Below are 23,438 nucleotides of genomic sequence, written 5' to 3'. Positions count from 1 at the left end.
GAAATACGATTAATTTTACTCCTGATATTATGGAAAAAATCAGAGTATTTGCTGGAGGAGAGAGAATATGGACGCGGGAATAATGGCATTAATCACAGCCCCTTTAGTTCTGTTTTTAATATTTGTTGCACCTATTTGGTTAATTTTACACTACCGCAGTAAAAAGCAGGTGAGCCAGGGCTTGAGTGCAGAAGAATATGCAGAATTGAAAGCGCTGGCTGAAAAAGCGGAAAAAATGTCAGACCGGATTAAAACCCTTGAGTCGATTCTAGATCATGAAGCGCCACAGTGGAGGGACAGAGCATGAAAGGTCAATTATGTCGCGACACCCAGAACAAACGTATAGCCGGTGTTTGTAGTGGTATAGCGGAGTATTTTGGTCTTGAACGCTGGCTAGTCCGCATTCTGGTGGTATCAGCTTTCTTTCTGCTTGGTGGTCCGTTTATCTTTATTGCATACGTGGCATGCTGGTTTATTCTTGAGCCGAAGCAAGCTAATGCGCAGGTTTATAAAGACGATCCGGTGAGCCAATTTAAGTCTGGCGAAGGCAAAGGTTGGACAAACACCCACGCGGTACAGCCAGAGCAATCTGCCAAAGTGGCGGTGAAAACCAATGTCTGGCAGGCTGGCGAACCGCCTAAACAGGCTGTTCATGATATCGCCGCGCGTTTCAAAGACGCAGAATTACGCCTGCGTAAAATGGAAAAGTACGTTACCTCCCGCGAATTTCAATTAGACCGCGAAATTAGCAGACTTTAATTCGATCCTCTTGTCGATGGCAGTGATGTCATCGACTTTTTTGTTTTATAGCCTGTAAATCAAAGCTTTAACTTTATTTGTAAAATTTATGTTACGGTGTTCGGGGCAACCTCAATGTGCCTCTCTCTTCCTTCCGCCGGTAAAGTCCTTAGACTGAAATGAGTTTCTCAATTCACGAAGGTACCCATGGCAAATTCGTCCGCATATCAGTCAAAACAGCCCGATGAAAATGGCAACATCCACTGGTCTCAACAGGAAAATGCTATTTGGTCAGAACTGTATCATCGTCAGATTTCACTGTTGCCGGGCAGAGCCTGCCAACAATACCTGGATGGCTTAACGTTGCTAGACCTGCCAGAAAATCGTATTCCTCAGCTGAGCGAAATTGATAGTGTATTGGAATCGACAACAGGCTGGCGAACCGCGCCGGTCCCCGCATTGATAAACTTTTCCTCATTTTTTGCCTTGCTGGCGGATAAGCAGTTTCCTGTGGCCAACTTCATCCGTAGCCGGGAAGAATTTGATTATCTGCAAGAGCCGGATATTTTTCATGAGGTCTTCGGGCATTGCCCATTACTAACCAATCCTGCATTTGCACACTTTACACATACCTACGGCAAGCTCGGCTTGGCAGCGTCTAAAGAAGAGCGAATTTATCTTGCGCGGCTTTATTGGTTTACCGTGGAGTTTGGTTTGGTTAATACCGTCGAGGGGCAGCGTATTTATGGCGGCGGCATTTTATCTTCTCCAGGCGAAACCTGTTACGCGTTGGAAAGTAACGCGCCGTTGAAGGTACCAATGAATCCTCTGGATGTATTACGAACGCCATACCGCATCGATATTATGCAGCCGCTCTATTATGAATTAGCCTCATTCGACGATTTATTTACGCTGGCAGAAAGCGACATTATGAAACTCGTCCAGCAGGCAATGAAGCTGGGGTTGCATGCACCGCTTTTCGAGATAGCGCCTAAACAAGCGAGCTGAAAATTATTTAAGCATAGTAATGTTATGATTTTGTGATATCCTGTAAATATATATTTACAATGCTATATTCATACTAATGTAGCCACAAAAACAATGACAGAAACCCTATGCGCTTAGAAATCAGTTGCCAGGATCGCCTTGGTATTACGCAGGATATATTGGATATCCTCGTTGAACATGAAATCGACTTACGTGGTATCGAAATTGACGTCGCGGGAAAAATATTTCTCAATTTTCCTAACATCGAATTTGAAGATTTTCAGCACTTGATGCCAAAGATCCGGCGGATTAATGGCATCGACGATGTGAAAACCACGCCGTTCATGCCGGGGGAAAGGGAGCGTCACCAGCTTTCCGCCATCCTTCGTACATTGCCAGACCCGGTTTTCTCCATCGATAACCGTTGCCGCATCTTAATGTGTAACGAAGCGGTGATGAGTGGAATGGAAATGCCGTTCTCGGATATCAAATCAATGGACGTGGGTGAGCTGGTGAAAAATTTCAATTTCACTCGCTGGATGGAGAACGAAGAAAGCGCGGCAACTTCGGTGAAAGTGAAATTCATCCAGCAGGACTACCTCGCCGATGTGTTGCCGGTAACCGTTCCAGATGGTCACAATCAGCCTATTCTTGCCGGCGCCGTCGTTATCCTGAAATCAGAAATTCGCCTCGGGCAGCAGTTCAGTGCTTTTCATCAGGTAGAAACGGATTCTTTCGACCATTTCATTACACGTTCCGCGGCCATGGCGAAAGTGGTCAATGAGGCCAAACAGATTGCTGATCTGGATGCGCCTGTGTTGATATTCGGTGAAACCGGTACCGGCAAGGAAATGATTGCCAAAGCGTGCCATCAAGCCAGCCGAAGACATAAAAGCGAGTTTCTGGTTCTGAATTGTGCCTCTTTGCCAGACAGCGTCGCTGAATCGGAGCTATTTGGCTATGCTGCCGGCGCGTACAATCAGCCTGACGGTAAAGTTGGACTATTAGAGTTGGCAGAAGGCGGCACACTACTACTCGACGAAATTGCAGATATGTCGCCGCAGTTACAGGCAAAACTGCTGCGGGTTTTGGAGAATAACGAATTTCGCCGGGTGGGTGGTGATAAACCTGTTGAAGTGAACGTACGCTTTATCTGTACGACCAGTCGTGACCTCGGTCAACTGGTAGAAGAAGGCGTGTTCAGAAAAGATTTGTATTATCGCCTGAACGTACTGAGTTTAGTCATGCCGTCTTTAAAAGAACGCCGCCAGGATATTCTGCCACTGGCAGAATCTTTCATTCTACAGCACAGCGGAAAATTAGGGCGTCGACCGGCAAAACTCAGTAAATCCTGCGTCGACTTTCTGCAGCAGTATCCATGGCCGGGAAATGTGCGGCAACTACAAAACGCTTTATTCCGCGCGTTATCGTTGCTGGATGGTAATGAAATTACCAAAGAAGATATTCAACTGCCAAGTTGTGCCCCGAGTGTCACGTACATTGATGAGAACTTTGATGGCACCCTCGATGAGGAAGTGAAGAAGTTCGAACGTGATTTGCTTAAACGCCTGTATCCATCGTACCCAAGCACACGACAGCTTGCCAAGAAGTTGGGGCTGAGTCATACCGCTATCGCAAACAAGTTGCGTGAATATGGCATTAATAAAAGCACTGTAAAGCTTTAATGACAGCTTGTTGCGTTGGCTTTACGAAATAAATGCTATTTAACGTTATTCGGCGGGCAAGAACGTAGCTTCCCGCCGAATGTCCACAAATCTGTACGCTTTTGCACTTCGATACCATCAAAACACACCGTTAGCCCCCACTGTCCTTCCCATTAAATTTGGTGTTTATTGTTCACATAACATTAACAAGTGTGAGGAATGCACCATGTCAGATATCGATTACTCTTATAACCCGTTGGGCTCAGACGGCTTCGAATTTGTTGAATATACAGCTGCTGATGATAAAGGCATCGGCGATCTCAAAGCGTTGTTCTCGTCGTTGGGGTTTGCTGAAGTTGCCCGTCATCGCTCCAAACGGGTGTGGTTGTATCGTCAGGGTGACATCAACTTTATCGTTAACGCAGAACCTGCTTCACAGGCTGAAGAGTTTGCGCGTTTACGAGGACCGAGTGTATGCGGTATGGCATTTAGAGTTAACGATGCCGGCGTTGCTTTTGAACATGCGGTGAAAAACGGAGCGAAAGCATTTCACGGTAATCTTGGGCCGATGGAGCTGAACATTCCAGCGGTTTACGGTATAGGCGAGAGCACACTGTATTTTGTCGATCGTTATGGTGATGACAGTATCTACGAAGTCGATTTCCGCTTTTACGATGACTGGCAGGCGCGCATGACCGATGCCAATGCAGGCCTGACCTTTGTCGACCATCTCACTCACAACGTCCGCCGCGGCAATATGGCGGTTTGGGCGAATTTCTACGAAAGCATTGGTAACTTCCGCGAGATCCGCTATTTCGATATTGAAGGGAAGCTTACCGGTTTAGTGAGTAAAGCGATGACCTCACCCTGCGGAAAAATCCGCATTCCTATTAATGAATCTTCCGATGATAAATCTCAAATCGAGGAATTTATTCGCGAGTACAACGGCGAAGGTATTCAGCATATTGCCATGTCTACCGACAATATTTATCAAACCGTTCGCGATTTAAAAGCCCGTGGAATGCGCTTTATGGACACGCCGGACACCTACTACGAAGGTGTAGAGAAGCGGGTTCCCGGTCATGGCGAATCGCTGCCAGAATTGAAAGAACTGAAAGTGCTGATTGATGGCGCACCGATGAAAGACGGCATTCTATTGCAGATTTTCACTGACACCGTTATTGGCCCAGTGTTCTTCGAAATTATTCAGCGTAAGGGCAATGAAGGATTCGGTGAAGGTAACTTCAAAGCCTTATTCGAGTCTATCGAGCTCGATCAAATTCGCCGGGGCGTGTTAGAAAATAGCGACGAGAAAGAAAATGCGTAACTGGATCCGGTTTCCCGTCACTCAGGGCGTGCATTCGAAACAAGCCCACGCGGACTTTCCTGAACAAGGCATTTATGAACGGGAAATTGGCCGCAGTGGTTTTTTCGGACCCGCTACGCATTTGCATCACAAGCATGCGCCCACCGGTTGGACTGAGTGGGAGGGCGATTTGCGTCCTCGTGCGTTCGACCTAAATGCATTGGAACTGAGCGGCGAAAGTAGCCCGTTTTCTGCCTCCGATATCCTGTCGAATGCCCATTGTAAATATCGACTGTGGAAATGTGCTCATCCGATGAAACATTTAGCCCGCAACGCCGATGGTGATGACTTGTTGTTTGTGCATGAAGGGAAAGGGGATTTGTTCTGCGATTTTGGTCACCTGGAAATCACAGCCGGTGACTACGTATTGCTTCCTCGTTCCACACTTTGGCGTTTGGAACCGCGCAAGCCCTTCACGTTACTGATGATTGAAGCCACTAACGAAGCTTATCAACTGCCAGACAAAGGCATGTTGGGAGGGCAAGCTGTATTTGACCCTGCGGTATTAGAAGTACCGCAAATTAATCCGCGTTTCCTGGCTCAGCAAGATGAAAATAGCTGGAAAGTTGAGGTGAAGCGCGGCGGAAAAACGTCGATAATCACCTATCCGTTTAACCCGCTCGACGCGATTGGATGGCACGGAGAGGTGTGTGTGGTGAAATTAAACTGGCGGGATATCCGTCCGCTGATGAGTCACCGCTATCATCTGCCGCCTTCAGCACATACCACATTTGTGGCGCCCCGCTTTGTGGTGTGTACATTTGTACCGCGGCCTATCGAAAGTGACCCCGGCGCATTGAAAGTGCCTTTTTATCACAACAACGATGACTATGATGAAGTGCTGTTTTATCACGAAGGGGATTTCTTCAGTCGCGATAATATTGAAAAAGGCATGGTGACATTTCATCCGGCAGGATTTACCCATGGGCCTCATCCCAAAGCATTCGCCGCAGGCAGGGCGCATAAGAAAACCTTTACGGATGAGGTGGCGGTGATGGTGGATACCAGAGATGCATTAATTGCCGGTGATGATGCCTTACAGGTGGAAAATCCGGAATATGTGTACAGCTGGAAGACCCCAAAACAGGAGGGCGAAGAATGAAATTTGCAACCTATAAAAATGGTCAGCGAGATGGTGTGTTGATGCTGGTCTCCAGAGATCTGACACAAACCATAGCTGTGCCAGATATTGCTAACACACTGCAGTACGTCTTGGATAACTGGTCTGAGCTTGCCGTTCAGCTGCAAACCCGCTATCAACAGCTTAACGATGGCATGCTAAAGAGCGAGCCATTCAGAGAAGAGCGCTGCGAATCTCCACTACCACGGGCTTATCAGTGGGCTGACGGCAGTGCTTATGTAAATCATGTCGAGTTGGTTAGAAAGGCACGGGGCGCTGAAATGCCCGAAAGCTTCTGGCAAGACCCGTTAATGTATCAAGGCGGCTCCGATGATTTTATTGGTCCTCGGGATGATGTGATTTTACCGAGTGACGACTGGGGCATTGATTTCGAAGGTGAAGTGGCGGTAGTAACCGATGATGTGCCTATGGGGTGTTGTGAAACGGTGGCGGCTGAACGTATACGTTTACTGATGCTGGTGAACGATGTCTCGCTACGCGGGTTAATCCCCGGTGAACTCGCCAAAGGGTTTGGCTTTTTTCAGTCTAAACCAGCCAGCAGTTTTTCACCGGTGGCGGTAACGCCGGACGAGTTGGGAGATACCTGGAATCTGACAAAAGTGCACCTTCCGTTACGTTCGACCTACAATGGCGAATTATTTGGCGTGCCCCATGCTGGCATCGATATGACATTTAACTTCGCACAACTTATTGCGCACGCGGCTAAATCGCGTAATCTGAGAGCAGGGGCTATTATTGGCTCTGGAACAGTATCCAACAAACAGGGTACCGAACATGGTAGTGCAGTAAAAGATGGTGGTGTTGGTTACTCCTGCATTGCCGAAATTCGGATGATTGAAACCATTCGCGATGGCAAACCGTCCACGCCGTTTATGCAGTTCGGCGATCGTATTCGAATTGAGATGCTGGATGGACAGGGGCACAGCATTTTTGGCGCTATTGAACAGCAAATAAAACCGCACAACTAAAATAACGCTAACATAACGAGAGTGCGGTGAATGAAAGAAGGGTGAAACATGAGTCTGAAACTTTACGGTTACTGGCGTTCTTCTGCAACTTACCGGGTGCGCATTGCGCTGAATCTGAAAGGACTGGATTACGAATATGTGCCGGTTCATCTGGTGAAAGAGGGCGGTGAACAAACCCACGAACTTTTCACCCGCTTGAATCCGGCTCAATTAGTGCCAGCGCTGGTGGATGACGACGAAGATTTTGTACTGAATCAGTCTCTGAGCATCATTGAATATCTTGATGAGCGCTACCCCGAAACGCCGCGGTTATTGCCGCAACACGCGCTGGAAAGGGCCCGGGTTCGTGGTCTTTCTCACGACATCGCAATGGAAATGCAACCGTTAGGCAACCTGCGTGTGTTGAATGCGCTTCGTGATGATTTCGATGCTGACGACGAAGTAGTGGCATCTTGGGTACGAAAGTGGTCGAAACTGGGGTTTGAAGCCATTGAAAGTCGCCTGCAGACTCAGGCTGGGAAGTTCTGTTTTGATTTCGATGTAACCATGGCTGATGTTTGCCTGGTACCGCAGGTTTATATCGCCAAACGATTTAACCTGGATATGACGCCTTATCCGCTAATTGAAAAAATTGTTGCTAATTGTCAGGCGCTGGAAGCTTTCGAGAAGGCCCGGCCTGAAAATCAGCCGGATTGTCCGGAATAATTCGGCGATGCCATTTGGCATTCATCATTACTAAAGGTACAAAAAAGCCCGTTTTTACGGGCTTTTTCAGTTATTGGCTCTTAATCGGTAACTCTGTGGTGTTCTTCACTTGCTTCAGTGCAAACGTAGAACTGAGGTGATCAACCAGAGGTAAATGAGTTAGCTTTGTCTTAAGAAGATATTCATACTCTTCTATGCTCTCTACGACCACTTTAAGAAGATAATCCTTCTCCCCACTGGTTGTGTGACATTCAACCACTTCGTCAATCGATTGCACGGCATTTTCGAAATCATTGAGGGAGTCGCCGTCGTGGTTTTTGAGGGTGACGAAGATAAAAACGGAAACACCCAGATTGAGTTTTTTGCTGTTTAAAAGGGTAACTTTACGCAGGATGATCCCCTCGGATTCCATGCGTTTGACGCGACGCCAGCAAGGGGTATGTGACAATCCGACCTTCTGGCTCAGGTCGGCCATCGATACGGTTGCGTCCTGTTGAAGCACGCGAAGAATTTCGCGGTCAAATTTATCTAATTTCATGAATCAGGCTTCTCGTTAGGTCTATGATAATTATTATAACACTTACATAATACTAGGATATATATCCTAGTCTATAGTTCTTCTGAATAACCATATTTCCGCTTGTAAACTTCCGTGACCAACAATGCAAAATCTGTCCTCGTCATGTTCGGCTAATATAGCCGCAATTTAACCCGCTTAGAGAAGAACCATTTTCATGTCAGTTTTTGAACATCCAGAGTTCGATAGTCACGAACACGTTGCCTTTTATCATGACAAGCCGTCAGGCTTAAAAGCGATTATCGCTGTGCACAATACCAACCTTGGGCCAGCACTGGGTGGATGTAGAATGTGGCCTTACATCGATAGCCAGGAAGCACTAACAGACGTGTTGAGACTGTCGAAAGGCATGACCTACAAATCGGCGATGGCGAACTTGAAGTTAGGTGGCGGGAAGTCGGTCATTATCGGTGATCCTCGCAAACAAAAGTCTGAAGACATGATGCTGGCCATGGGCCGATTCGTGGATTCACTGGGCGGCAAGTATTTTACTGCCGAAGATTCGGGTATCGCAGTAGGTGACTTGAAAACCATGGCCACCCAGTCTAAGTACATCACCGGTGTGAGTGCACAATATCACTACAACAATGAAACGCCTGATGGTAATCCAGCGCCGTCTACTGCCTATGGCGTGTTTACCGGCCTTAAGGCGTCAGTAGAATACGCGCTAAAAACTGATCTGAAGGGCGTGCGTGTGGCCATTCAGGGCGTTGGGCATGTGGGTTATCGTTTGGCTAAACATCTGCATGAGCATGGCGCTGAACTTTTCGTTACTGACATCTTCCCGGAAGGCGTTGAGCGTGCAGTACAGGAATTTGGCGCGCAGGCCGTTGCTCCTGAGAAACTGTACTCGTTAGACGTGGATGTAATTGCACCATGTGCCTTAGGCGCGTCTATTAATGATGAAACGCTGCCTGAAATCAAAGCCAAAGTGATTGCGGGTGCGGCGAACAATCAGCTGGCAAAAGAGACAATGGGGGAAGTCTTACGCCAGCGCGGTATTTTGTACGCGCCGGATTATGTGATTAATGCAGGCGGTGTTATCGATATCTATCATCAACGTATGACGTCTTCGAGTGAAGCATTACGCACCCATATTGAACAGATTGGCGATACGCTGAAAGAAATTTATCAGCGCGCGGAAAGTGATGAAAAAGCCACCAATATCGTGGCAAATGTTATTGCAGAAGAACGATTTAATCACAAAGCTTGAAACTTTGGTCTCAAGTCGTCATAATGCGCGCCGCTCCTGAAGACAGGCAAACATAATTTGCATCTTCAGGAGCCGCAAGTTTCAATGGTGGGCCTTGGTCCTCTCGCAATGATACTCTGTGAACTCGGTCAGGCCCGGAAGGGAGCAGCCGCAGCAGACGACTCATGTGCCGGGATGTGGCTGGGGCCCGCCACCCAATCCCCCAAAGTTTATTCTTCAGTTGTCCGTTTCGTTTTAGCTTGATCTAAATAGCGCATCGCCTTTTCTACGGCACTTTCTACATTCATTTCCATTTGCTGACGCTCGCTCTGTGGCAAATAAAAAGCCATGTCGACTTCAAAGCGGATGTAACGCGGTGGTACCTGGTTAAGTGCCAGGCAACATACATCAGCCAGGTAGTCAGCTGATTTGGTTTTGTCCAATTCCAATTCACTCAAACGCTGCAACACCAGATGTTCATAATAGTTATGGATGTCATCATCTAATTTCATGTTTGTATCCTTTTCTTAGAATAGCCCTTCCATGCCCTAACAGGTTGGTTACTCAAAATCGTGTTTGGATTAACGCGACCTGATAATCGGCACTATTGCTTTTACTTGTATAGTCGTTTTAACGCAAATGTCGAGAAGAGATGGCTAAAAGCACAGCAATAAAGTGAATATGCGTTTTTCGTTGTTTCGTCGTCTTAACCTATTCAAATGGCGATAGTGGTACAAGATTAAATTTTAATGATTGTGTGAAAATTAATCTGGTGATGCTCCCGGGTTAAATAACGCTCTTTGTATATTTATATTTACAGCCCAACGATTAATGTTAATCGTTGTTATATATTTGTTCTTGTAATGTTGCAATGTGAAGTGGCGAGAAGCTCTTTTATCCGCAATTTCGGTTTTTATCGAGATAAAAATTCTAATAATAGAAAAAAATGATAAATATTATCTTAAAAGTGTGTTTAAAATCATACTAGAAGATGATCGTTTTCCTAATAACGTAAAAATTTAAAAAAAATTTGAACTTTTGCAACTTCGCTCCGCAAAGTAAGTTGACCCTCTGTTGACTCTGTGGTTATTATCGTCGGTGAGGTGTTATACCTTTTAATAATAAGTCGTAGATAAACGATTTAATAACACACACTAAACGATTTTAGTGGTCCAGGGAGACAATACATGTTTAATAATTCTAAGCTGGCCAAGTCTGTGAAACTGGCTTGCGCTTTCGGTGCGCTTTCTGCTGCTACATTTGGTTCTTCAAGTGTATTTGCACAAGAAGAAGCAGCTGACGACAACGTTGAAAAAATTGCTATCACTGGTTCTCGTATCAAGAGAACTGATATGGAAACTGCAAGTCCTGTTCAAATCATCTCAACTGAGCAATTCGTTGAGCAGGGTCGTGTATCTGTAGCTGACGCGCTGCAAAACGTAACAGCTAACAGCTTCGGTTCTTTTATCCCTTCTTCAGGTTCATCTGCCCAGTCACAAGCTACTGTTAGCTTATTGGGTGCCGGTGCTGACCGTACTCTGGTACTGATCGACGGTCGTCGTATGGCAGGTTCACCTTCTTTAGGTGGTTCATCAGTTAACCTGAGCTCCATTCCAATGGCTGCTGTTGAGCGTATCGAAATCCTGAAAGATGGTGCTTCTGCGATCTACGGTTCTGACGCTATCGCGGGTGTAATCAACGTAATCCTGAAAAAGAACTACGAAGGTGTAACTTTCGACGTTCAGGTTGGTCGTCCTTCTAACGAAGGTGCAGATACTCGTCAATTCTCTATTGCGACAGGTGTATCTAACGACAAAGGTAACATCACTTTCGTTTATGACCACCAAGAACAAGGTGCGATCTTCGATTCTGACCGTGAGTATACTGCGGCTTCTTGGGAAGACTTAAACGGTGACGGCCTGATCTCTATCTACGACGAAACCGTTGGTGTGAGCTATTACGGTGCGACACTTTATGGTCCAAATGGTCTGGAAGCTTCTCCAGATTGTGACAACCTGGCTGCTAACGTTCCTGGTTTCGTAGGCGTACTGGACCAAGGTACTCAACTGGTTGGTTCTGGTATCGGTAACGGTTCAGTGTGTGGTTACGCGTTTGCTAACGTATCTGCGAACATGGCATCAACTAACCGTGACTCTATCATGTCTAGCGTTAACTACTCGCTGACTGACAACATCGAATTCTTCGGTCGTGCTATGCTGTCTCGTAACGATTCTTTCGGTCGTTATGCGCCTCCTGCTGCTCCTTGGAACGGCGTTCCTGCAAACAGCACAAACAACCCATACGATGAACCAGTTCAAGGTTACTGGCGTTGGTACCAGATCGGTAACCGCGACGGTCTGGTAACTGACTATCAGCAAGATTACATGGCTGGTTTCTCTGGTTTCTTCGGCGACAGCGTTGAGTGGGAAATTGCTTACCACAAAGCTAAACTGGACTACCGTCAAGTTGGTCGTTACTACCTGAGCTATGCGGGTCTTGCATACAACCAAGCGAACGATATCGATCTGGGTTCCGAAACTGGTGTGAACAACATGCGTTCTACCATTTATCAAGAAGACCAGAACGAAATGGACCACATCTTCGGTGGTGTTCAGTTCTCTCTGGGTGAACTGCCTGGCGGTGAAATCATTCACTATGTTGGTGGTGAATACTTCGACCAAAACTTTGCTTCTAAGTATGATGCACAATCTGAAGCGGGTCTGATCGGTGGTTCTGCGGGTAACACTGCTGAAGGTCAGCGTGATACTACTGCATTCTTCTATGAGATTTCTGCGCCAGTTACTGATGAGATTTTGGTTTCTGCTGCATACCGTCATGATGATTACAGCGACTTCGGTACGAAAGGTACACCAAGTGTTAAAGTTGAATACCGTCCAATGGAAGATCTGTTGATTCGTGGTTCATACTCTAAAGGTTTCCGTGCACCGTCTCTGAGCGAACTGCTTGCAGCAACTTCATTCAGTGCAACCTCTGCAACTGACTACGTAGCATGTCGTGACGCAGGTATCCCTGTAACGGATTGCCGTAGCCGTCAGTTTGATAACCTGATTGAATCTAACCCTAACCTGGGTCCAGAAGAATCAACGTACATCAACGTAGGTTTCGTGTACTCTGGTGTTGAAAACCTGTCTGTGTCTCTTGATTACTTCAATCTTGACGTTGAAAACGTAATCAGTAGCATTACTCCTCAGACGCTAATCAACGCTGAATACGGTGGTTTCCTGGATGACTTTATGGCTGCATATCCAGGTGTATCTCTGGTACGTGGCGAAGACGGTTCTGTTCTGGAAGATATTGTTACCCGTTCAGAAAACGGTGCGATCATGAAGCGTACTGGTCTTGATTTTGAAATCGAGTACAGACTGGAAACCGAATTCGGTGATTTCCGTCTGACTAACAACACCACTTATATGCTGACCTCTGAGGGCGACGTATACTTCGGTGGTCCTTCTCAGGATTACGCAGGTTTCGCCGGCCAACCTGAGTACAGAAGCCAGTTCGGTGTTAACTACTCAGTTGCTGACCTGACTGTTGCGTGGACAACTGACGTGATCAGCGATACTGCAGAAGATGATTACCTGGATGTTGCTGACGGTAACCCGCAAAACTTCCGTTATGTATCTGAAAACCACAACCCAACTTACGTTGTTCACAATATCAACGTTAAGTACTTCACTGATTACGGTACCTTCTCTCTGGGCGCTCGTAACCTGTTCGACAAAGGTGTTGTATATGACGATGCAGGCCTGTGGGTAGACGATACTCTGTATCAACAGGGCCACATCGGTCGTAACGTTCAAGCTGGATACCGCATCAGCTTCTAAGTTTAGTTTGCTAAATTTAGTGTAAATATTAAAAGCCGCTTTTCGAAGCGGCTTTTTTCGTGCGGTAATTCCTCTTTCCATTCTTTATATACCTGCCTTTTCCCGATAAACTGACCCCTCAATAGTTAAAAGATACATATCCGTTTGTGTCTGAGGGTTTATAATAATAATGAGTGATTTCTGGACGGATTACTGGCGACAAGGACATCTGACTTCTTTTGGTGATAGTCAAGGCGCAGGATATCAGGGGGCTCTAGCTGCTCACTGGGAAAATACTTTCACAACGCATTTGCGTTCAGGCCAAACCCTAGTCGATATCGGTTGTGGTAATGGTGCAATGTTTGACATTTTGCTGAGTACATCGGTTGCTGAGCAAGTGAAGTTGATTGGTGTTGACGCTGCCTCACTGACTATTCCAAAAAAGTTCTTGAAACCTAACGTTAGCTTCCTTCAACAAACCTGCGCAGAAGCACTCCCTTTGGAAGCTGATACTATCGATATGGTGATTTCCCAATTCGGTCTCGAATATTCCGATTTCTCTCAATCAATTGAAGAGTTAGCCAGAGTATTGAAGAAAGATGGTAAGCTTTTGTGCATCATGCACTGCGATACATCTTCTATTGTTGCGCCGAATGCCAGTATTCTCGCAATGGCCGAGCGACTTGCTGAACCTGAGTGTGGACTGTTCGCATTACTTAATCGTTATGTGTTGGCCTTGCGCGATAATACCGATGTTGACGCACACAGAACGCGTTTTCAAAACGCGTTTAGTCATGCGTCAGAAGATAACCGCAATGCCTTGGATGCAACAAACTTTCCGCAATTTTGCCAGGTGCTTTTCGACCCTCAACGCGACTACAACAACAGACAGATCATCCTTAAAATGTTTGAAGATGAGCTCATTGGGCAAATTGAACGCTTATCTGATTTAACGCAAGCCGCTCTCGATGAAAACGCGCAAAATGCCTTAGTCGACATACTTACTAATAGTGGATTTAGCGACATTAAAATCGATCCATTTGTCGATGACAACGGAGATGTACTGGGTATAAAGGTAGACGCTAATGCCAGCTAGTGTATCAATCGCTCGTCCTATTATTATCTTGTCGGCGCCGCGCAGTGGGAGTACGCTGCTTTTTGAAACGTTGAGTCGTCACCCTGAACTTTATTCATTAGGCACAGAAAGTCATGGTCTAATCGAAAGTAATCCATCACTTTCGCCGCCATTTAATAACTTCGACAGCAATGCACTGACAGAGAGTCATGCGACACCAGAGATTACTGAGCGGATAAGAAACGCATTCGCATCTTCTATAGTAAGTTATAGCAAAGAGCGTCCATCTTCAGACGCATCCGTAAGGCTACTCGAAAAGACGCCAAAAAACGCAGTGCGGATCCCGTTTCTCAAGAAGCTATTTCCTGATGCGCGGTTTGTTCACCTGGTAAGGGATCCGGTTAAAAATATCGCCAGTATCATGGATGCCTGGCAGTCTGGTCGCTTTGTCACTTACCCGTTTTTACCCGGTTGGGACGCCCATTGGTCATTATTTCTTCCGCCGGGCTGGCGTACTTTAAAAGGACAATCCCTTGCTAATGTTGCTGCATACCAATGGAAAGTGGCTAACCAATCTATTCTAAGCAACCTGGACTATTCGGAAACTGGCGATACGGTATTGGTTCGCTATGAAGACTTGGTTGCTGAACCACAAAAGGTATTGGCACGGATCTGTGATTTTCACAATCTCGCACCTCACCAGTTCGTTACTAGTGATGAAGCTCTGCCTTATTCACAGTTCACTTTAACGCCACCAAGCGCAGATAAGTGGTTGCGTCATCAGCAAGCGCTAAGTGCAGTTGAATCGACGCTCTCACCAACGGTTGAAAAAATTAATCTTGTGTTAGCCGAACAAGCGCAGCCTTCGTTGCATGTAACACAAATATCTTAATGGTCATTTCAGCTTAAGCTGCAAAAGTAAAAGAAAACACAATGAAGCTTACAAACGAATTTATTCAATTGCCCTTATTGTTTGATGTAGAGCAACTCAAAAAAGAAGTGGCTAAATTTACTCAAGCTGACTGGAAAACCCACCACGAAGGCTTCAATGGCAACTTTTCTATTCCGCTTATATCAGTGGGTGGCAAAAACAATAATGACTTCAAAGGAGAGATGAAAGAAACGTCGTATCTTCAATCGTCGCCATATCTACGCCAGGTGATTAGTAGCTTTGGTGAAGTCATAGGTCGCTCAAGATTAATGGGACTAGCTCCGGGCGCTGAAGTACCGCTGCACTCTGATATTAATTACCACTGGTTTCGACGTGTTCGCATTCATGTCCCTATTGTCACAGAACCGTCGGTGACATTTTACTGCGCCGATAAAGAAATAAACATGAAAGCAGGCGAAGCTTGGATTTTTGACTCTTGGAAGTACCACAGAGTCTGCAATGCGTCAGACGTGTTTCGCGTTCACCTGGTTATCGACATTTGTGGATCTAGTCGCTTTTGGGCGTTATCTGAAAAGGGCAATTGCCCCGGCGAAGAAGAGAAAACACCACGCGCTGCGTTTACTAATATTCCTTTTGAAACGTCAACTCAACCGCCAATTTATACCGAGAAGTATAATGCGCCTTTAGTGATGTCTCCGGGAGAAATGGAAGGCTTAGCGTATGAACTGTTCGATGAATTACACCGCAGCCCAAATAATTCTGCCGAGGATGCAGCAGAGTTTCGAAAAATAGTCAGAAGCTTCTGCCAAGATTGGCGCGTGCTTTGGACGCAGTTCGGATTAACGGAGGCCGGGTGGCCTCATTATCATAATTGTCGTAACCGCGCTTTCGAATCAGTCCGTAAATTTGATACTCGATTAAAGCTTGCGAACGGAACTCAGGCGCCGCGGATGTTCTTGTTTTGCATGATTGATCCGGCCCTCAATGTAGAAGTTAAAAACGACTATCTCGCAGCTGTGAATACCGACGACAGCGGAAATATCACACTTTAGCATTGGCTAATATTTCTGCTCGTTGTTCAATTAGTTTATCAACACGAGCTTGGTAAGGTACGAGTAATTCACTGAATTTGTCCCCTGACCCTAAGGATGATGCCGATATGGGTTGTCTAACCTGGCTTGCACTCGGTGTAAGAACAGGCGTGGACTGCTGATAAAAGTTCAGGTTTGAATCAGAGTAGGGCAGGCCACAGTAAGCGAATAATTTCTTCACCTCCTGCTGCGGCTCGTGTACCAGAGCTTCATAGTCGACAATAAATGGTGAACACTGTTGCTGTTGTGCATGCTGCAATAGCGCGTAATACCCTTCTATATAAGTCAGAATATGTTCAATGTTGTAAGCATATTCATTCCCACTCATGAAATATTGGCGATACAGCGCGATAATATTATCCGTGACAGGACGTAGAATATTAATCACCTTGGCGTTGGGGAAAAGCTGCGTGATCAATTGGTGATGAATAAAATTATTCGGGTTTTTATCAATCAACATACCATCGGGTAATGTGGCGAAGTCACGAGCTTGCTGCAAATAGAATTCTCTCAGCGCGGCTTTGTCGTTTTCAGATATTGGAGCAGCTGGATTTCTGCCAGTCATTTGTAGGTGCAACGCAATCCGTTCCATGAATGGCAATTCATTGGTTGTTTCCACTTGTTCCGAACTAGCAAGAATTTGTTCAATGAGTGTTGTGCCAGAACGGGGAAGGCCACATACGAACAGTAAATTGCCTCCGTGGGGTTGCTTTTTATCAGCGTTATACGGCTGGGAAAGTAGTGCCTCAATCAAAGAGACAAACGCTTCTCGCTGAAAAGGGCGGACGCGACTCAGTAAACTGTTTCCGGTTTGCAGTAATGTAATAGCCGCTGTTGTTTCCCCTTTATCCGCCTGAACTTTTGATAAAGCTAAATTGACCAAGCCAGACTGCAAAGGGTCGGTGAGTTGCGCTAACGCAGATTTAGCGAGTGAAGCGTCGGTGTTAGAAAATCGAAAGCCTTTTAAATCGCAAAGCGACCACAGCCCGGTACCTGAAGCGTGGGGACACTCATTAATGAATCGTCGATAGGCATTCGCAGCAGAATCAATTTGAGCAAAAGACTTGGCATAGTGACCCTCAAGCAAGTCCAATCCCTTCGCTTGCGTAGCCTGATGTCGAAGTTTCGTTAGCCAATGTGCGGAATCAGCCATATTACCGGTAGCCTGGCCACTTAATACCAAATGATAAAGCTGTTCATTGGTTAAGTGAGGGTGTTGATGTGAGACAGCGCAAAGCAATTGGAAGAGCGGGTAGTGTAGTTCAAATTGAATGAGTAACTTCATCAACATGTCGATTAACTCACCTTCTGGCCCGGCTTGCACCGCTGAGCGGAGCATGAATGTACCGTTGATGATGTCACCAGAACGAAACAGGGCATAGCCTTTAGCCACTGCGCTCGCCGCAGGGGTCTTTATATTTTCTGCTTTGTTGATAGCTTCCGTTACTTGCCCGCGATTCACTAATCCAAACGTTTCCTTTACCAACGCCACATCATTAGGCTGCACTGAGATACTCCGCAAAAATATCCATCATAGCGTGAACGACAGATTGTGAAAATAAAACCCAGACAAAAACATCGCTTATAAAGCTGACGGTTTCGCTATTTTCTAACGCGGTTCTGCTAACAATCGCGGAAGAAGATGAATTGGTCGCAAAACAAACAATGGAAGCTCTAAGAGTGAATTTCTAACTACGTTATTTGACGTAGGAAAAGATGAATTTTCACATCGAAATCTTGGCGAAATAGAATGTTTGGGCAAAAAAAGTAATTAAAGAATCAAACATACAAAAACTCACTAACGTTCTGTTAACTAATAGGCGTCTTAACATAGAACTAGTCAGGGCAGAATGAGATTTTCGAAAAACAGTTTTTAACCCAAAGTATGAAGAGAATGCACTGATTACGCGGTGAAATTCCGCTAACAAAGGCTAACTTACAGCCTTTTCAGCACATTTTTCTGGTACGACCATATCCAGATTGGTTAAAGTCTAATCGTTCAGACAAGATTAACAGCCGTGTTAAGACAGTGTTACTTGACTCATTCCATTGATCCGTGTGAGTATTGGAGTTCGTAGTGTTGGCGTTTTGGCGCTAAACACTACCTTCCTTAAAAACATTGATAAAGTTTTTACGCCCCTGGCTCGAACATTTACTTAATGTATCGCGCGAGGATTCAAATAAGAAATTTGGTTGGGAACTATGTCCAAGATGAGCAAGAGAACTCTTATTGCTTCTACTGTGATCGGTGCATTCGCACTTACTGGTAGTGCAGCTGTCTCTGCAGTGGAGCTATCCGATCTTCAAAAAGAAGACGCGAAGATTCATGCTGCTGCAGCGAAATCTCAAGAAAAAATCAACACGCTGTTCGAACAGTCTCAAGAACTGCTTGTTGAATACCGTTCAGTTGTGGATCAGACAGAAAATCTGAAGATTTATAACGATTATATCGCTAGCCTGGTTGCTGACCAGCAACGTGGTATCGATTCACTACAACGTCAAATCGACAGCATCGAAGCAACTAAGCAGGGCATCGTTCCGCTTATGTTCCGCATGATCGATAGCCTGGAAAAATTCATCGAGCTGGATTCTCCTATCCACCTCGAAGAACGTCGCGAGCGCGTACAGCGTCTGCGTGACCTGATGGCTAACTCTAACGTTACGGTTTCTGAGCAATTCCGTCAGGTAATCGAAGCGTATCTGGTTGAAGTTGAGTATGGCACGAAGATGTCTTCTTACCAGGGTACAATTGACGTTGACGGTGCTGAACAGACTGTTGACTTCTTTAACCTGGGCCGTACTGCTCTGCTGGCTTTGTCTCTTGACCAAACTCACGCGTGGGTATGGAACAACGAAGCTCGTACATGGGAATTACTGGGTGACGAATACCTGGCCTCTACTGTTATTGCAGTGAAAATGGCACAAGGTACTATTCCACCAGATCTTCTTAAGTTACCAATTGAAGCAGCAGCGGAGTAAGTGTTAATGAAACCAGTATTCAAATCTCTTGTAGCCGCTGCAACAATGGCAGTGGTGGCTTCTGGTGCTCAAGCACAAGAAGCAGTGAGCCTGCAGGACCTGCTGGAACAGGTTAAACAAAACCGCGTTTCAGAAGCGAAAATTAACCAGCAGCGTGAAGCAGAATTCCAATCTGCACGTGCTGACAAGCAAGCTCTGTTGAAAAAAGCACAATCAGACCTTCAAGCGGAAGAAAACCGTGGCGATCGTCTGCAACAGCAATTTTCTAACAACGAAACAACTCTGAACGAAAAAGCTGCAGAGCTGGACCAGGCAACTGGTACTCTGGGTGAAATGTTCGGTGTGGTACGTCAAGCTTCTTCTGAAGCATTCGGTCGTATCTCTACTTCTATCGTAAGTGCACAGTACCCTGGCCGTGACGACTTCCTGGCAGAAATGTCTGAAGAGTCCAAAGGTCTGCCTAACATCTCTGAGCTGGAAGATCTGTGGTTTGCACTGCAGACTGAAATGACTCAGGGCGGTGAAGTTGTTCGATTCACTACTGAAGTAGTTAATCTGGACGGTGGTTCTTCTGAGCAGGAAGTTGTACGTGTTGGTTCTTTCAACCTTATCGGTGAAGAAGGTTACCTGACTTACGACGACATGAACGATGTAGTTCAGCCTCTGGGCCGTCAACCAGACGGTTACCTGGTATCTTCTGCTAACGACTTAGTTGCTGCTAACTCTGGTCTGGTAGGTTTCTACGCTGACCCTTCACAAGGTGCTATCCTTGGCCTGTTGAAGCAAAAAGCAACTATGGCTGAGCGTTACCATGCAGGTGGCGTAGTAGGTTACGTTATCACTGGTATGCTGGCTATTGGTCTGCTGATCGGCGTATTCAAGATGATTCAACTGGGTGCAGTTGGTGCGAAAATCAAATCGCAACAGAAAAACCCAGGTAACCCGTCTACCAGCAACCCACTGGGTCGCATCCTGATGGTTTACAAAGACAACAAAGGTGCTGACGCTGAAAGCCTTGAACTGAAACTTGATGAAGCCATTCTGAAAGAACTGCCTTCTATCGAGAGCGGTATCAACGTAATCAAAATCTTCGCTGCTATTGCCCCTCTGCTGGGTCTATTAGGTACGGTTATCGGTATGATCGAAACCTTCCAAACAATTACTCTGTTTGGTACGGGCGACCCGAAAATGATGGCTGGTAGTATCTCAATGGCACTTGTAACTACTGCTCAAGGTATCATCGCGGCTCTGCCTCTGATCCTTACTCACAGCATCGTTGCATCGCGCAGCAAGTCTATCGTACACGTTCTTGACGAGCAGACTGCGGGTATCATCGCAGCTCACTCAGAGTCGGAGAAAGCGTAATATGTTATACCTGATCGGATTATGGGAATCTGTCAGGGATTTTATCGCTACCGGTGGTGACGTACTTTATTTCGTCGCCCTCGCGCTCTTTCTCATGTGGGTACTTATGATTGAGCGCTACTGGTACATGACTTCAGTGTTCCCTAAGGTGAAGAAAGATATCATCGCCAAATGGGACGCTCGAAGTGATACTACCTCTTGGTATGCGCATAGAATCCGTGACGCATGGATTTCTCAGGCGTCAGATGATCTGAACGCCAGGATGCTAATCATTCGCACGTTAGTGGCAATTTGTCCGCTAATTGGTCTGCTCGGTACTGTTACCGGTATGATCTCGGTTTTCGAAACAATGGCAACGCAAGGCACCAGTAACGCCCGTCTAATGGCATCTGGTATCTCTATGGCAACAATCCCGACAATGGCGGGTATGGTTGCGGCACTGTCCGGACTATTCATTAGTTCTCGTCTCGAAGCTAAAGCGAAGATGGCTAAAGAAGGCTTAGTAGATAGCCTTCCACATCACTAGAGAGAACGATTATGGCTCGAAAAGTTAGAACAGAAGAGGAAGAAGCAGCGATCGATATGACGCCTATGCTGGATATCGTATTCATCATGCTTATCTTCTTCATTGTTACTACTGTTTTCGTTAAAGAAGCAGGCATAGAAGTAAATAAGCCTGAGGCGAGCCAAGCGTTTCTTCACAAAAATGCCAACATTTTCATCGCTGTAACGGAAGATGGAACTGTTTGGATGAATAAAAGTGAAGTCGCTGTGGACTCGGTCAGAGCTACTTTAGAACGATTGCTTACTGAACAGCCAACGGATTATGTATTTATCCAGGCTGACGTCAAAGCCAAACATGGTGTCGTAGTGAAAGTTATGGACCAAGTTAAAGCTGCAGGCATCGATCGCGTATCGGTAGCGGCGAGGGGTTAAGATGGTAAGGATAATTGTTTCTATTTTATTAGGTGCAGTAGTTGCGTTTGGTCTGTTTATTATCATGGCAAAGCTCATTGAGAATTCAGGCAGACCAGCAGATGAAGTAGCACCTGCTCCGATAATTGATATTGTGATGCGACCGCCGGAAGACGACACGCAAACGCGTTCTCGTAAGCCGCCTCCGCCTCCGCCACCGCCTCAGCAACCGCCTAAGGTTCAACCTGTTGAACCAGAAGCAGCTGAGCCAAATACAGACGGTTTCAGTCTGGCAATTCCGTCAGTTGATACCGGTGGTGTTGGTGTAGATATCGGTGGTGTTGGTGCGATGCAACGTGACGGTGACGCAACACCTATCGTACGTATCGACCCTAAATATCCACCTGATGCTGCCCGTGATGGTCGTGAAGGTTGGGTAAAACTGCAGTTCACTATTAATGAACAAGGTGGCGTAGATGACATTTCTGTTATCGACGCAGATCCTAAACGTATTTTCGACCGTGAAGCGCGTCGTGCACTGAGCAAGTGGAAATACAAGCCTAAAATTGTTGACGGTAAAGCGGTTAGACAAGAAGGCATGTTCGTTCAGCTGGACTTTAAACTGGAGCAATGATCATGAAACTACGTACATTTAAAATGTCCGCCGTTGCTTTAGTATTAGGCGTTGGGGCTGCTATCGCAGCGCCAATGGCCGCAGCGCAAGAATCTGCGCCTGCTGCCGCTGCGCCTAAGAAGCCATCGGGCCCTGTGATTTGTCCTGGTTATGTTAAGGGCAAAACCACACTGGTTGGTGAACGTACCGGTAAGAAGGTTCAGGCAGCGTTTGAAGCATATAACGAAGATCGTGTGCAAGAAGCTATCGACATCCTGAAGGAAGTTGATCCTAGCGACGATTTTGACCGTGCATATGTGAATCGTTTCCTGGGTAACCTGATTGCTTCTCAAGAAGGTAAAGGAATGGAAGCATTCGGTTACCTGAAAAGTTCTGTTGAGCCTAAGGTTCTGAACGATCTTGAGCATGCTGGAACACTGAAGCTTCTGGGCGACCTGAGCATGCAGGAACAAAAGTATTCTGACGCTGTAAGTTACTACGATCAGTGGATGGACTTTACCTGTAAAGAAGACGCTCAAGTTTATACCCGTAAAGCGCAAGCTTTATACGAACAGAAGAAATTCGACCAAGTAGCCTCTGCTGCAGATAATGCGATTCGTTTAAACGAAGAAGCTGACAAGTTGGATAAAAACCCGTACTTGTTAAAATTATCTGCGTTCTTCGAATCGAAGAAGTATCCTGAAACAGTAAGCGTTGCTGAAACACTGGTGAACAAGTTCCCAGATAACGGTACCTACTGGATTCAGTTAAGCAGTTTCTACATGATGGTTGAGCGTTTTGATAAAGCGGTTCAAACTCTGGATGTCGCATACACTGCAGGCTTCCTAGAGAAAGATTCGCAAATCAAACAGTTAGCATCTCTTTATTCTAACGCTGGTAATCCACATGCCGCCGCTTCATTGCTGGCAAAATATGTGAATTCTGGTCTGCTTAAGAAAGACGCGGAAATGTTTGCGAACATTGCCAACTCTTTCCACCAGGCAAAAGACTATAAAGATGCGGCTTCGTTCTATGGTAAAGCTGCTGCTGCCGATTCAGATCCTGAGTATTATCGTAAGCAGGGTACATTGTTACTCGTAGCTGAAGATTACAAAGGTGCGATTAAGGCACTGACAAACGCACTGGAGCGGGGTGCTGAAGATCCTGCGAAGATTCACTTCTCTTTGATGGAAGCGAACTTCTACGCTGGCAACTTCAAAGCTGCTTACGAACATAACCAGAAAGCGAAAGAAGACAAATCTCTGCGTCGTAACGCATTAGCGTGGGAACCTTATATTAAAGATAAGGCTAAAAACCGCGGTATTAAGATTTAATTCTGCATTCAT

General features: G+C 46.0%; 22 protein-coding genes and 1 other RNA gene. 20 read left to right on the top strand and 3 right to left on the bottom strand.

The features are described from left to right. Positions 1-67: 67 nt before the first annotated feature. The 8 genes from pspB (at position 68) to maiA (ending at position 7,569) form a co-directional block, all read left to right on the top strand. Positions 68-307, top strand: coding sequence for an envelope stress response membrane protein PspB (gene pspB, locus BFC18_RS18255; RefSeq protein ID WP_070126988.1), 240 nt, complete (start codon positions 68-70; stop codon positions 305-307). Continuing rightward, entirely contained in the window at positions 304-759 is a 456-nt protein-coding gene (gene pspC, locus BFC18_RS18250; protein ID WP_070126987.1) for an envelope stress response membrane protein PspC, read from the top strand. The genes pspB and pspC overlap by 4 nt, the downstream gene beginning before the upstream one ends. Before the next feature lie 186 nt (positions 760-945). Continuing rightward, complete coding sequence (gene phhA, locus BFC18_RS18245; RefSeq protein ID WP_070126986.1) at positions 946-1,746, top strand: phenylalanine 4-monooxygenase; 801 nt, start codon at positions 946-948, stop codon at positions 1,744-1,746. Positions 1,747-1,853: 107 nt separating this feature from the next. Next, positions 1,854-3,410, top strand: coding sequence for a transcriptional regulator TyrR (tyrR, locus tag BFC18_RS18240; protein ID WP_070126985.1), 1,557 nt, complete (start codon positions 1,854-1,856; stop codon positions 3,408-3,410). A gap of 205 nt (positions 3,411-3,615) precedes the next feature. After that, positions 3,616-4,716, top strand: coding sequence for a 4-hydroxyphenylpyruvate dioxygenase (gene hppD, locus BFC18_RS18235; RefSeq protein ID WP_070126984.1), 1,101 nt, complete (start codon positions 3,616-3,618; stop codon positions 4,714-4,716). After that, entirely contained in the window at positions 4,709-5,857 is a 1,149-nt protein-coding gene (locus BFC18_RS18230) for a homogentisate 1,2-dioxygenase (RefSeq protein WP_070126983.1), read from the top strand. Before hppD ends, BFC18_RS18230 begins: the two co-directional genes overlap by 8 nt. Next, on the top strand, positions 5,854-6,864 hold the full coding sequence (locus BFC18_RS18225; RefSeq protein WP_070126982.1) for a fumarylacetoacetate hydrolase family protein: 1,011 nt from the start codon (positions 5,854-5,856) through the stop codon (positions 6,862-6,864). Before BFC18_RS18230 ends, BFC18_RS18225 begins: the two co-directional genes overlap by 4 nt. 48 nt (positions 6,865-6,912) lie before the next feature. Continuing rightward, positions 6,913-7,569, top strand: coding sequence for a maleylacetoacetate isomerase (gene maiA / locus BFC18_RS18220; RefSeq protein ID WP_070126981.1), 657 nt, complete (start codon positions 6,913-6,915; stop codon positions 7,567-7,569). A gap of 70 nt (positions 7,570-7,639) precedes the next feature. Here the strand turns inward: maiA and BFC18_RS18215 are convergent, their stop codons facing one another. Then, complete coding sequence (locus BFC18_RS18215; protein ID WP_070126980.1) at positions 7,640-8,107, bottom strand: Lrp/AsnC family transcriptional regulator; 468 nt, start codon at positions 8,105-8,107, stop codon at positions 7,640-7,642. Positions 8,108-8,303: 196 nt separating this feature from the next. Between BFC18_RS18215 and BFC18_RS18210 the strand changes: the two genes are divergently transcribed. Together BFC18_RS18210 and ffs are read left to right on the top strand one after the other, a co-directional pair. Next, the gene (locus BFC18_RS18210; RefSeq protein WP_070126979.1) at positions 8,304-9,359 is read left to right on the top strand and encodes a Glu/Leu/Phe/Val dehydrogenase dimerization domain-containing protein; all 1,056 of its coding nucleotides are present in this window, start codon (positions 8,304-8,306) and stop codon (positions 9,357-9,359) included. A gap of 92 nt (positions 9,360-9,451) precedes the next feature. Next, positions 9,452-9,548: signal recognition particle sRNA small type (ffs, locus tag BFC18_RS18205), an RNA gene on the top strand. A 20-nt stretch (positions 9,549-9,568) separates the two neighbouring features. On the opposite strand, the gene BFC18_RS18200 is transcribed toward ffs, so the two are convergent. Further along, the gene (locus tag BFC18_RS18200) at positions 9,569-9,850 is read right to left on the bottom strand and encodes a late competence development ComFB family protein (RefSeq protein WP_070126978.1); all 282 of its coding nucleotides are present in this window, start codon (positions 9,848-9,850) and stop codon (positions 9,569-9,571) included. Between the two features lie 675 nt (positions 9,851-10,525). Between BFC18_RS18200 and BFC18_RS18195 the strand changes: the two genes are divergently transcribed. From BFC18_RS18195 to BFC18_RS18180, 4 genes are all read left to right on the top strand, one after another. Further along, a complete protein-coding gene (locus BFC18_RS18195) occupies positions 10,526-13,183 on the top strand; it encodes a TonB-dependent receptor plug domain-containing protein (RefSeq protein WP_070126977.1) in 2,658 nt (885 codons plus the stop codon). A 169-nt stretch (positions 13,184-13,352) separates the two neighbouring features. Then, positions 13,353-14,258: a class I SAM-dependent methyltransferase gene (locus tag BFC18_RS18190; protein ID WP_070126976.1), complete on the top strand. Its 906-nt coding sequence runs from the start codon at positions 13,353-13,355 to the stop codon at positions 14,256-14,258. After that, positions 14,248-15,129, top strand: a complete 882-nt coding sequence (locus BFC18_RS18185; RefSeq protein ID WP_070126975.1) for a sulfotransferase family protein — start codon at positions 14,248-14,250, stop codon at positions 15,127-15,129. Before BFC18_RS18190 ends, BFC18_RS18185 begins: the two co-directional genes overlap by 11 nt. Positions 15,130-15,170: 41 nt before the next feature. Continuing rightward, positions 15,171-16,181, top strand: a complete 1,011-nt coding sequence (locus BFC18_RS18180; protein ID WP_070126974.1) for an aspartyl/asparaginyl beta-hydroxylase domain-containing protein — start codon at positions 15,171-15,173, stop codon at positions 16,179-16,181. Here the strand turns inward: BFC18_RS18180 and BFC18_RS18175 are convergent. Further along, positions 16,171-17,727, bottom strand: coding sequence for a sulfotransferase family protein (locus tag BFC18_RS18175; protein WP_070126973.1), 1,557 nt, complete (start codon positions 17,725-17,727; stop codon positions 16,171-16,173). The genes BFC18_RS18180 and BFC18_RS18175 overlap by 11 nt on opposite strands. Before the next feature lie 704 nt (positions 17,728-18,431). Here BFC18_RS18175 and BFC18_RS18170 point away from each other — a divergent pair. The 6 genes from BFC18_RS18170 to BFC18_RS18145 are packed head-to-tail and all read left to right on the top strand — an operon-like array spanning position 18,432 to position 23,426. After that, on the top strand, positions 18,432-19,199 hold the full coding sequence (locus tag BFC18_RS18170; protein WP_070126972.1) for a DUF3450 domain-containing protein: 768 nt from the start codon (positions 18,432-18,434) through the stop codon (positions 19,197-19,199). 6 nt (positions 19,200-19,205) lie between these two features. After that, positions 19,206-20,564, top strand: coding sequence for a MotA/TolQ/ExbB proton channel family protein (locus BFC18_RS18165; RefSeq protein WP_070126971.1), 1,359 nt, complete (start codon positions 19,206-19,208; stop codon positions 20,562-20,564). Position 20,565: 1 nt separating this feature from the next. Beyond that, entirely contained in the window at positions 20,566-21,090 is a 525-nt protein-coding gene (locus BFC18_RS18160; protein ID WP_070126970.1) for a MotA/TolQ/ExbB proton channel family protein, read from the top strand. An 11-nt stretch (positions 21,091-21,101) separates the two neighbouring features. Then, positions 21,102-21,500: an ExbD/TolR family protein gene (locus BFC18_RS18155; protein WP_070126969.1), complete on the top strand. Its 399-nt coding sequence runs from the start codon at positions 21,102-21,104 to the stop codon at positions 21,498-21,500. A 1-nt stretch (position 21,501) separates the two neighbouring features. Next, complete coding sequence (locus BFC18_RS18150) at positions 21,502-22,113, top strand: energy transducer TonB (RefSeq protein WP_070126968.1); 612 nt, start codon at positions 21,502-21,504, stop codon at positions 22,111-22,113. A 2-nt stretch (positions 22,114-22,115) separates the two neighbouring features. Further along, positions 22,116-23,426 carry a tetratricopeptide repeat protein gene (locus BFC18_RS18145; protein ID WP_083273180.1) on the top strand — a complete coding sequence of 437 codons (1,311 nt, stop codon included), beginning with the start codon at positions 22,116-22,118 and terminating at the stop codon, positions 23,424-23,426. Positions 23,427-23,438 lie beyond the last annotated feature (12 nt).

Source organism: Alteromonas confluentis (assembly GCF_001757105.1).
Classification (GTDB): domain Bacteria; phylum Pseudomonadota; class Gammaproteobacteria; order Enterobacterales; family Alteromonadaceae; genus Alteromonas; species Alteromonas confluentis.
Note: the sequence above shows the minus strand (reverse complement) of the source record. Positions and strands in the feature narration are given on the sequence as shown.

Excerpts from the sequence above, each read along its gene's own strand:
- maiA (WP_070126981.1), top strand. The coding sequence starts at position 6,913 with ATGAGTCTGAAACTTTACGGTTACTGGCGTTCTTCTGCAACTTACCGG.
- tyrR (WP_070126985.1), top strand. The coding sequence starts at position 1,854 with ATGCGCTTAGAAATCAGTTGCCAGGATCGCCTTGGTATTACGCAGGAT.
- BFC18_RS18200 (WP_070126978.1), bottom strand. The coding sequence starts at position 9,850 with ATGAAATTAGATGATGACATCCATAACTATTATGAACATCTGGTGTTG.
- BFC18_RS18195 (WP_070126977.1), top strand. The coding sequence starts at position 10,526 with ATGTTTAATAATTCTAAGCTGGCCAAGTCTGTGAAACTGGCTTGCGCT.
- BFC18_RS18185 (WP_070126975.1), top strand. The coding sequence starts at position 14,248 with ATGCCAGCTAGTGTATCAATCGCTCGTCCTATTATTATCTTGTCGGCG.
- BFC18_RS18145 (WP_083273180.1), top strand. The coding sequence starts at position 22,116 with ATGAAACTACGTACATTTAAAATGTCCGCCGTTGCTTTAGTATTAGGC.
- BFC18_RS18215 (WP_070126980.1), bottom strand. The coding sequence starts at position 8,107 with ATGAAATTAGATAAATTTGACCGCGAAATTCTTCGCGTGCTTCAACAG.
- BFC18_RS18155 (WP_070126969.1), top strand. The coding sequence starts at position 21,102 with ATGGCTCGAAAAGTTAGAACAGAAGAGGAAGAAGCAGCGATCGATATG.
- BFC18_RS18225 (WP_070126982.1), top strand. The coding sequence starts at position 5,854 with ATGAAATTTGCAACCTATAAAAATGGTCAGCGAGATGGTGTGTTGATG.
- BFC18_RS18230 (WP_070126983.1), top strand. The coding sequence starts at position 4,709 with ATGCGTAACTGGATCCGGTTTCCCGTCACTCAGGGCGTGCATTCGAAA.
- BFC18_RS18170 (WP_070126972.1), top strand. The coding sequence starts at position 18,432 with ATGAGCAAGAGAACTCTTATTGCTTCTACTGTGATCGGTGCATTCGCA.
- BFC18_RS18160 (WP_070126970.1), top strand. The coding sequence starts at position 20,566 with ATGTTATACCTGATCGGATTATGGGAATCTGTCAGGGATTTTATCGCT.
- BFC18_RS18190 (WP_070126976.1), top strand. The coding sequence starts at position 13,353 with ATGAGTGATTTCTGGACGGATTACTGGCGACAAGGACATCTGACTTCT.
- BFC18_RS18150 (WP_070126968.1), top strand. The coding sequence starts at position 21,502 with ATGGTAAGGATAATTGTTTCTATTTTATTAGGTGCAGTAGTTGCGTTT.
- BFC18_RS18180 (WP_070126974.1), top strand. The coding sequence starts at position 15,171 with ATGAAGCTTACAAACGAATTTATTCAATTGCCCTTATTGTTTGATGTA.
- BFC18_RS18210 (WP_070126979.1), top strand. The coding sequence starts at position 8,304 with ATGTCAGTTTTTGAACATCCAGAGTTCGATAGTCACGAACACGTTGCC.
- hppD (WP_070126984.1), top strand. The coding sequence starts at position 3,616 with ATGTCAGATATCGATTACTCTTATAACCCGTTGGGCTCAGACGGCTTC.
- pspB (WP_070126988.1), top strand. The coding sequence starts at position 68 with ATGGACGCGGGAATAATGGCATTAATCACAGCCCCTTTAGTTCTGTTT.
- phhA (WP_070126986.1), top strand. The coding sequence starts at position 946 with ATGGCAAATTCGTCCGCATATCAGTCAAAACAGCCCGATGAAAATGGC.
- pspC (WP_070126987.1), top strand. The coding sequence starts at position 304 with ATGAAAGGTCAATTATGTCGCGACACCCAGAACAAACGTATAGCCGGT.
- BFC18_RS18165 (WP_070126971.1), top strand. The coding sequence starts at position 19,206 with ATGAAACCAGTATTCAAATCTCTTGTAGCCGCTGCAACAATGGCAGTG.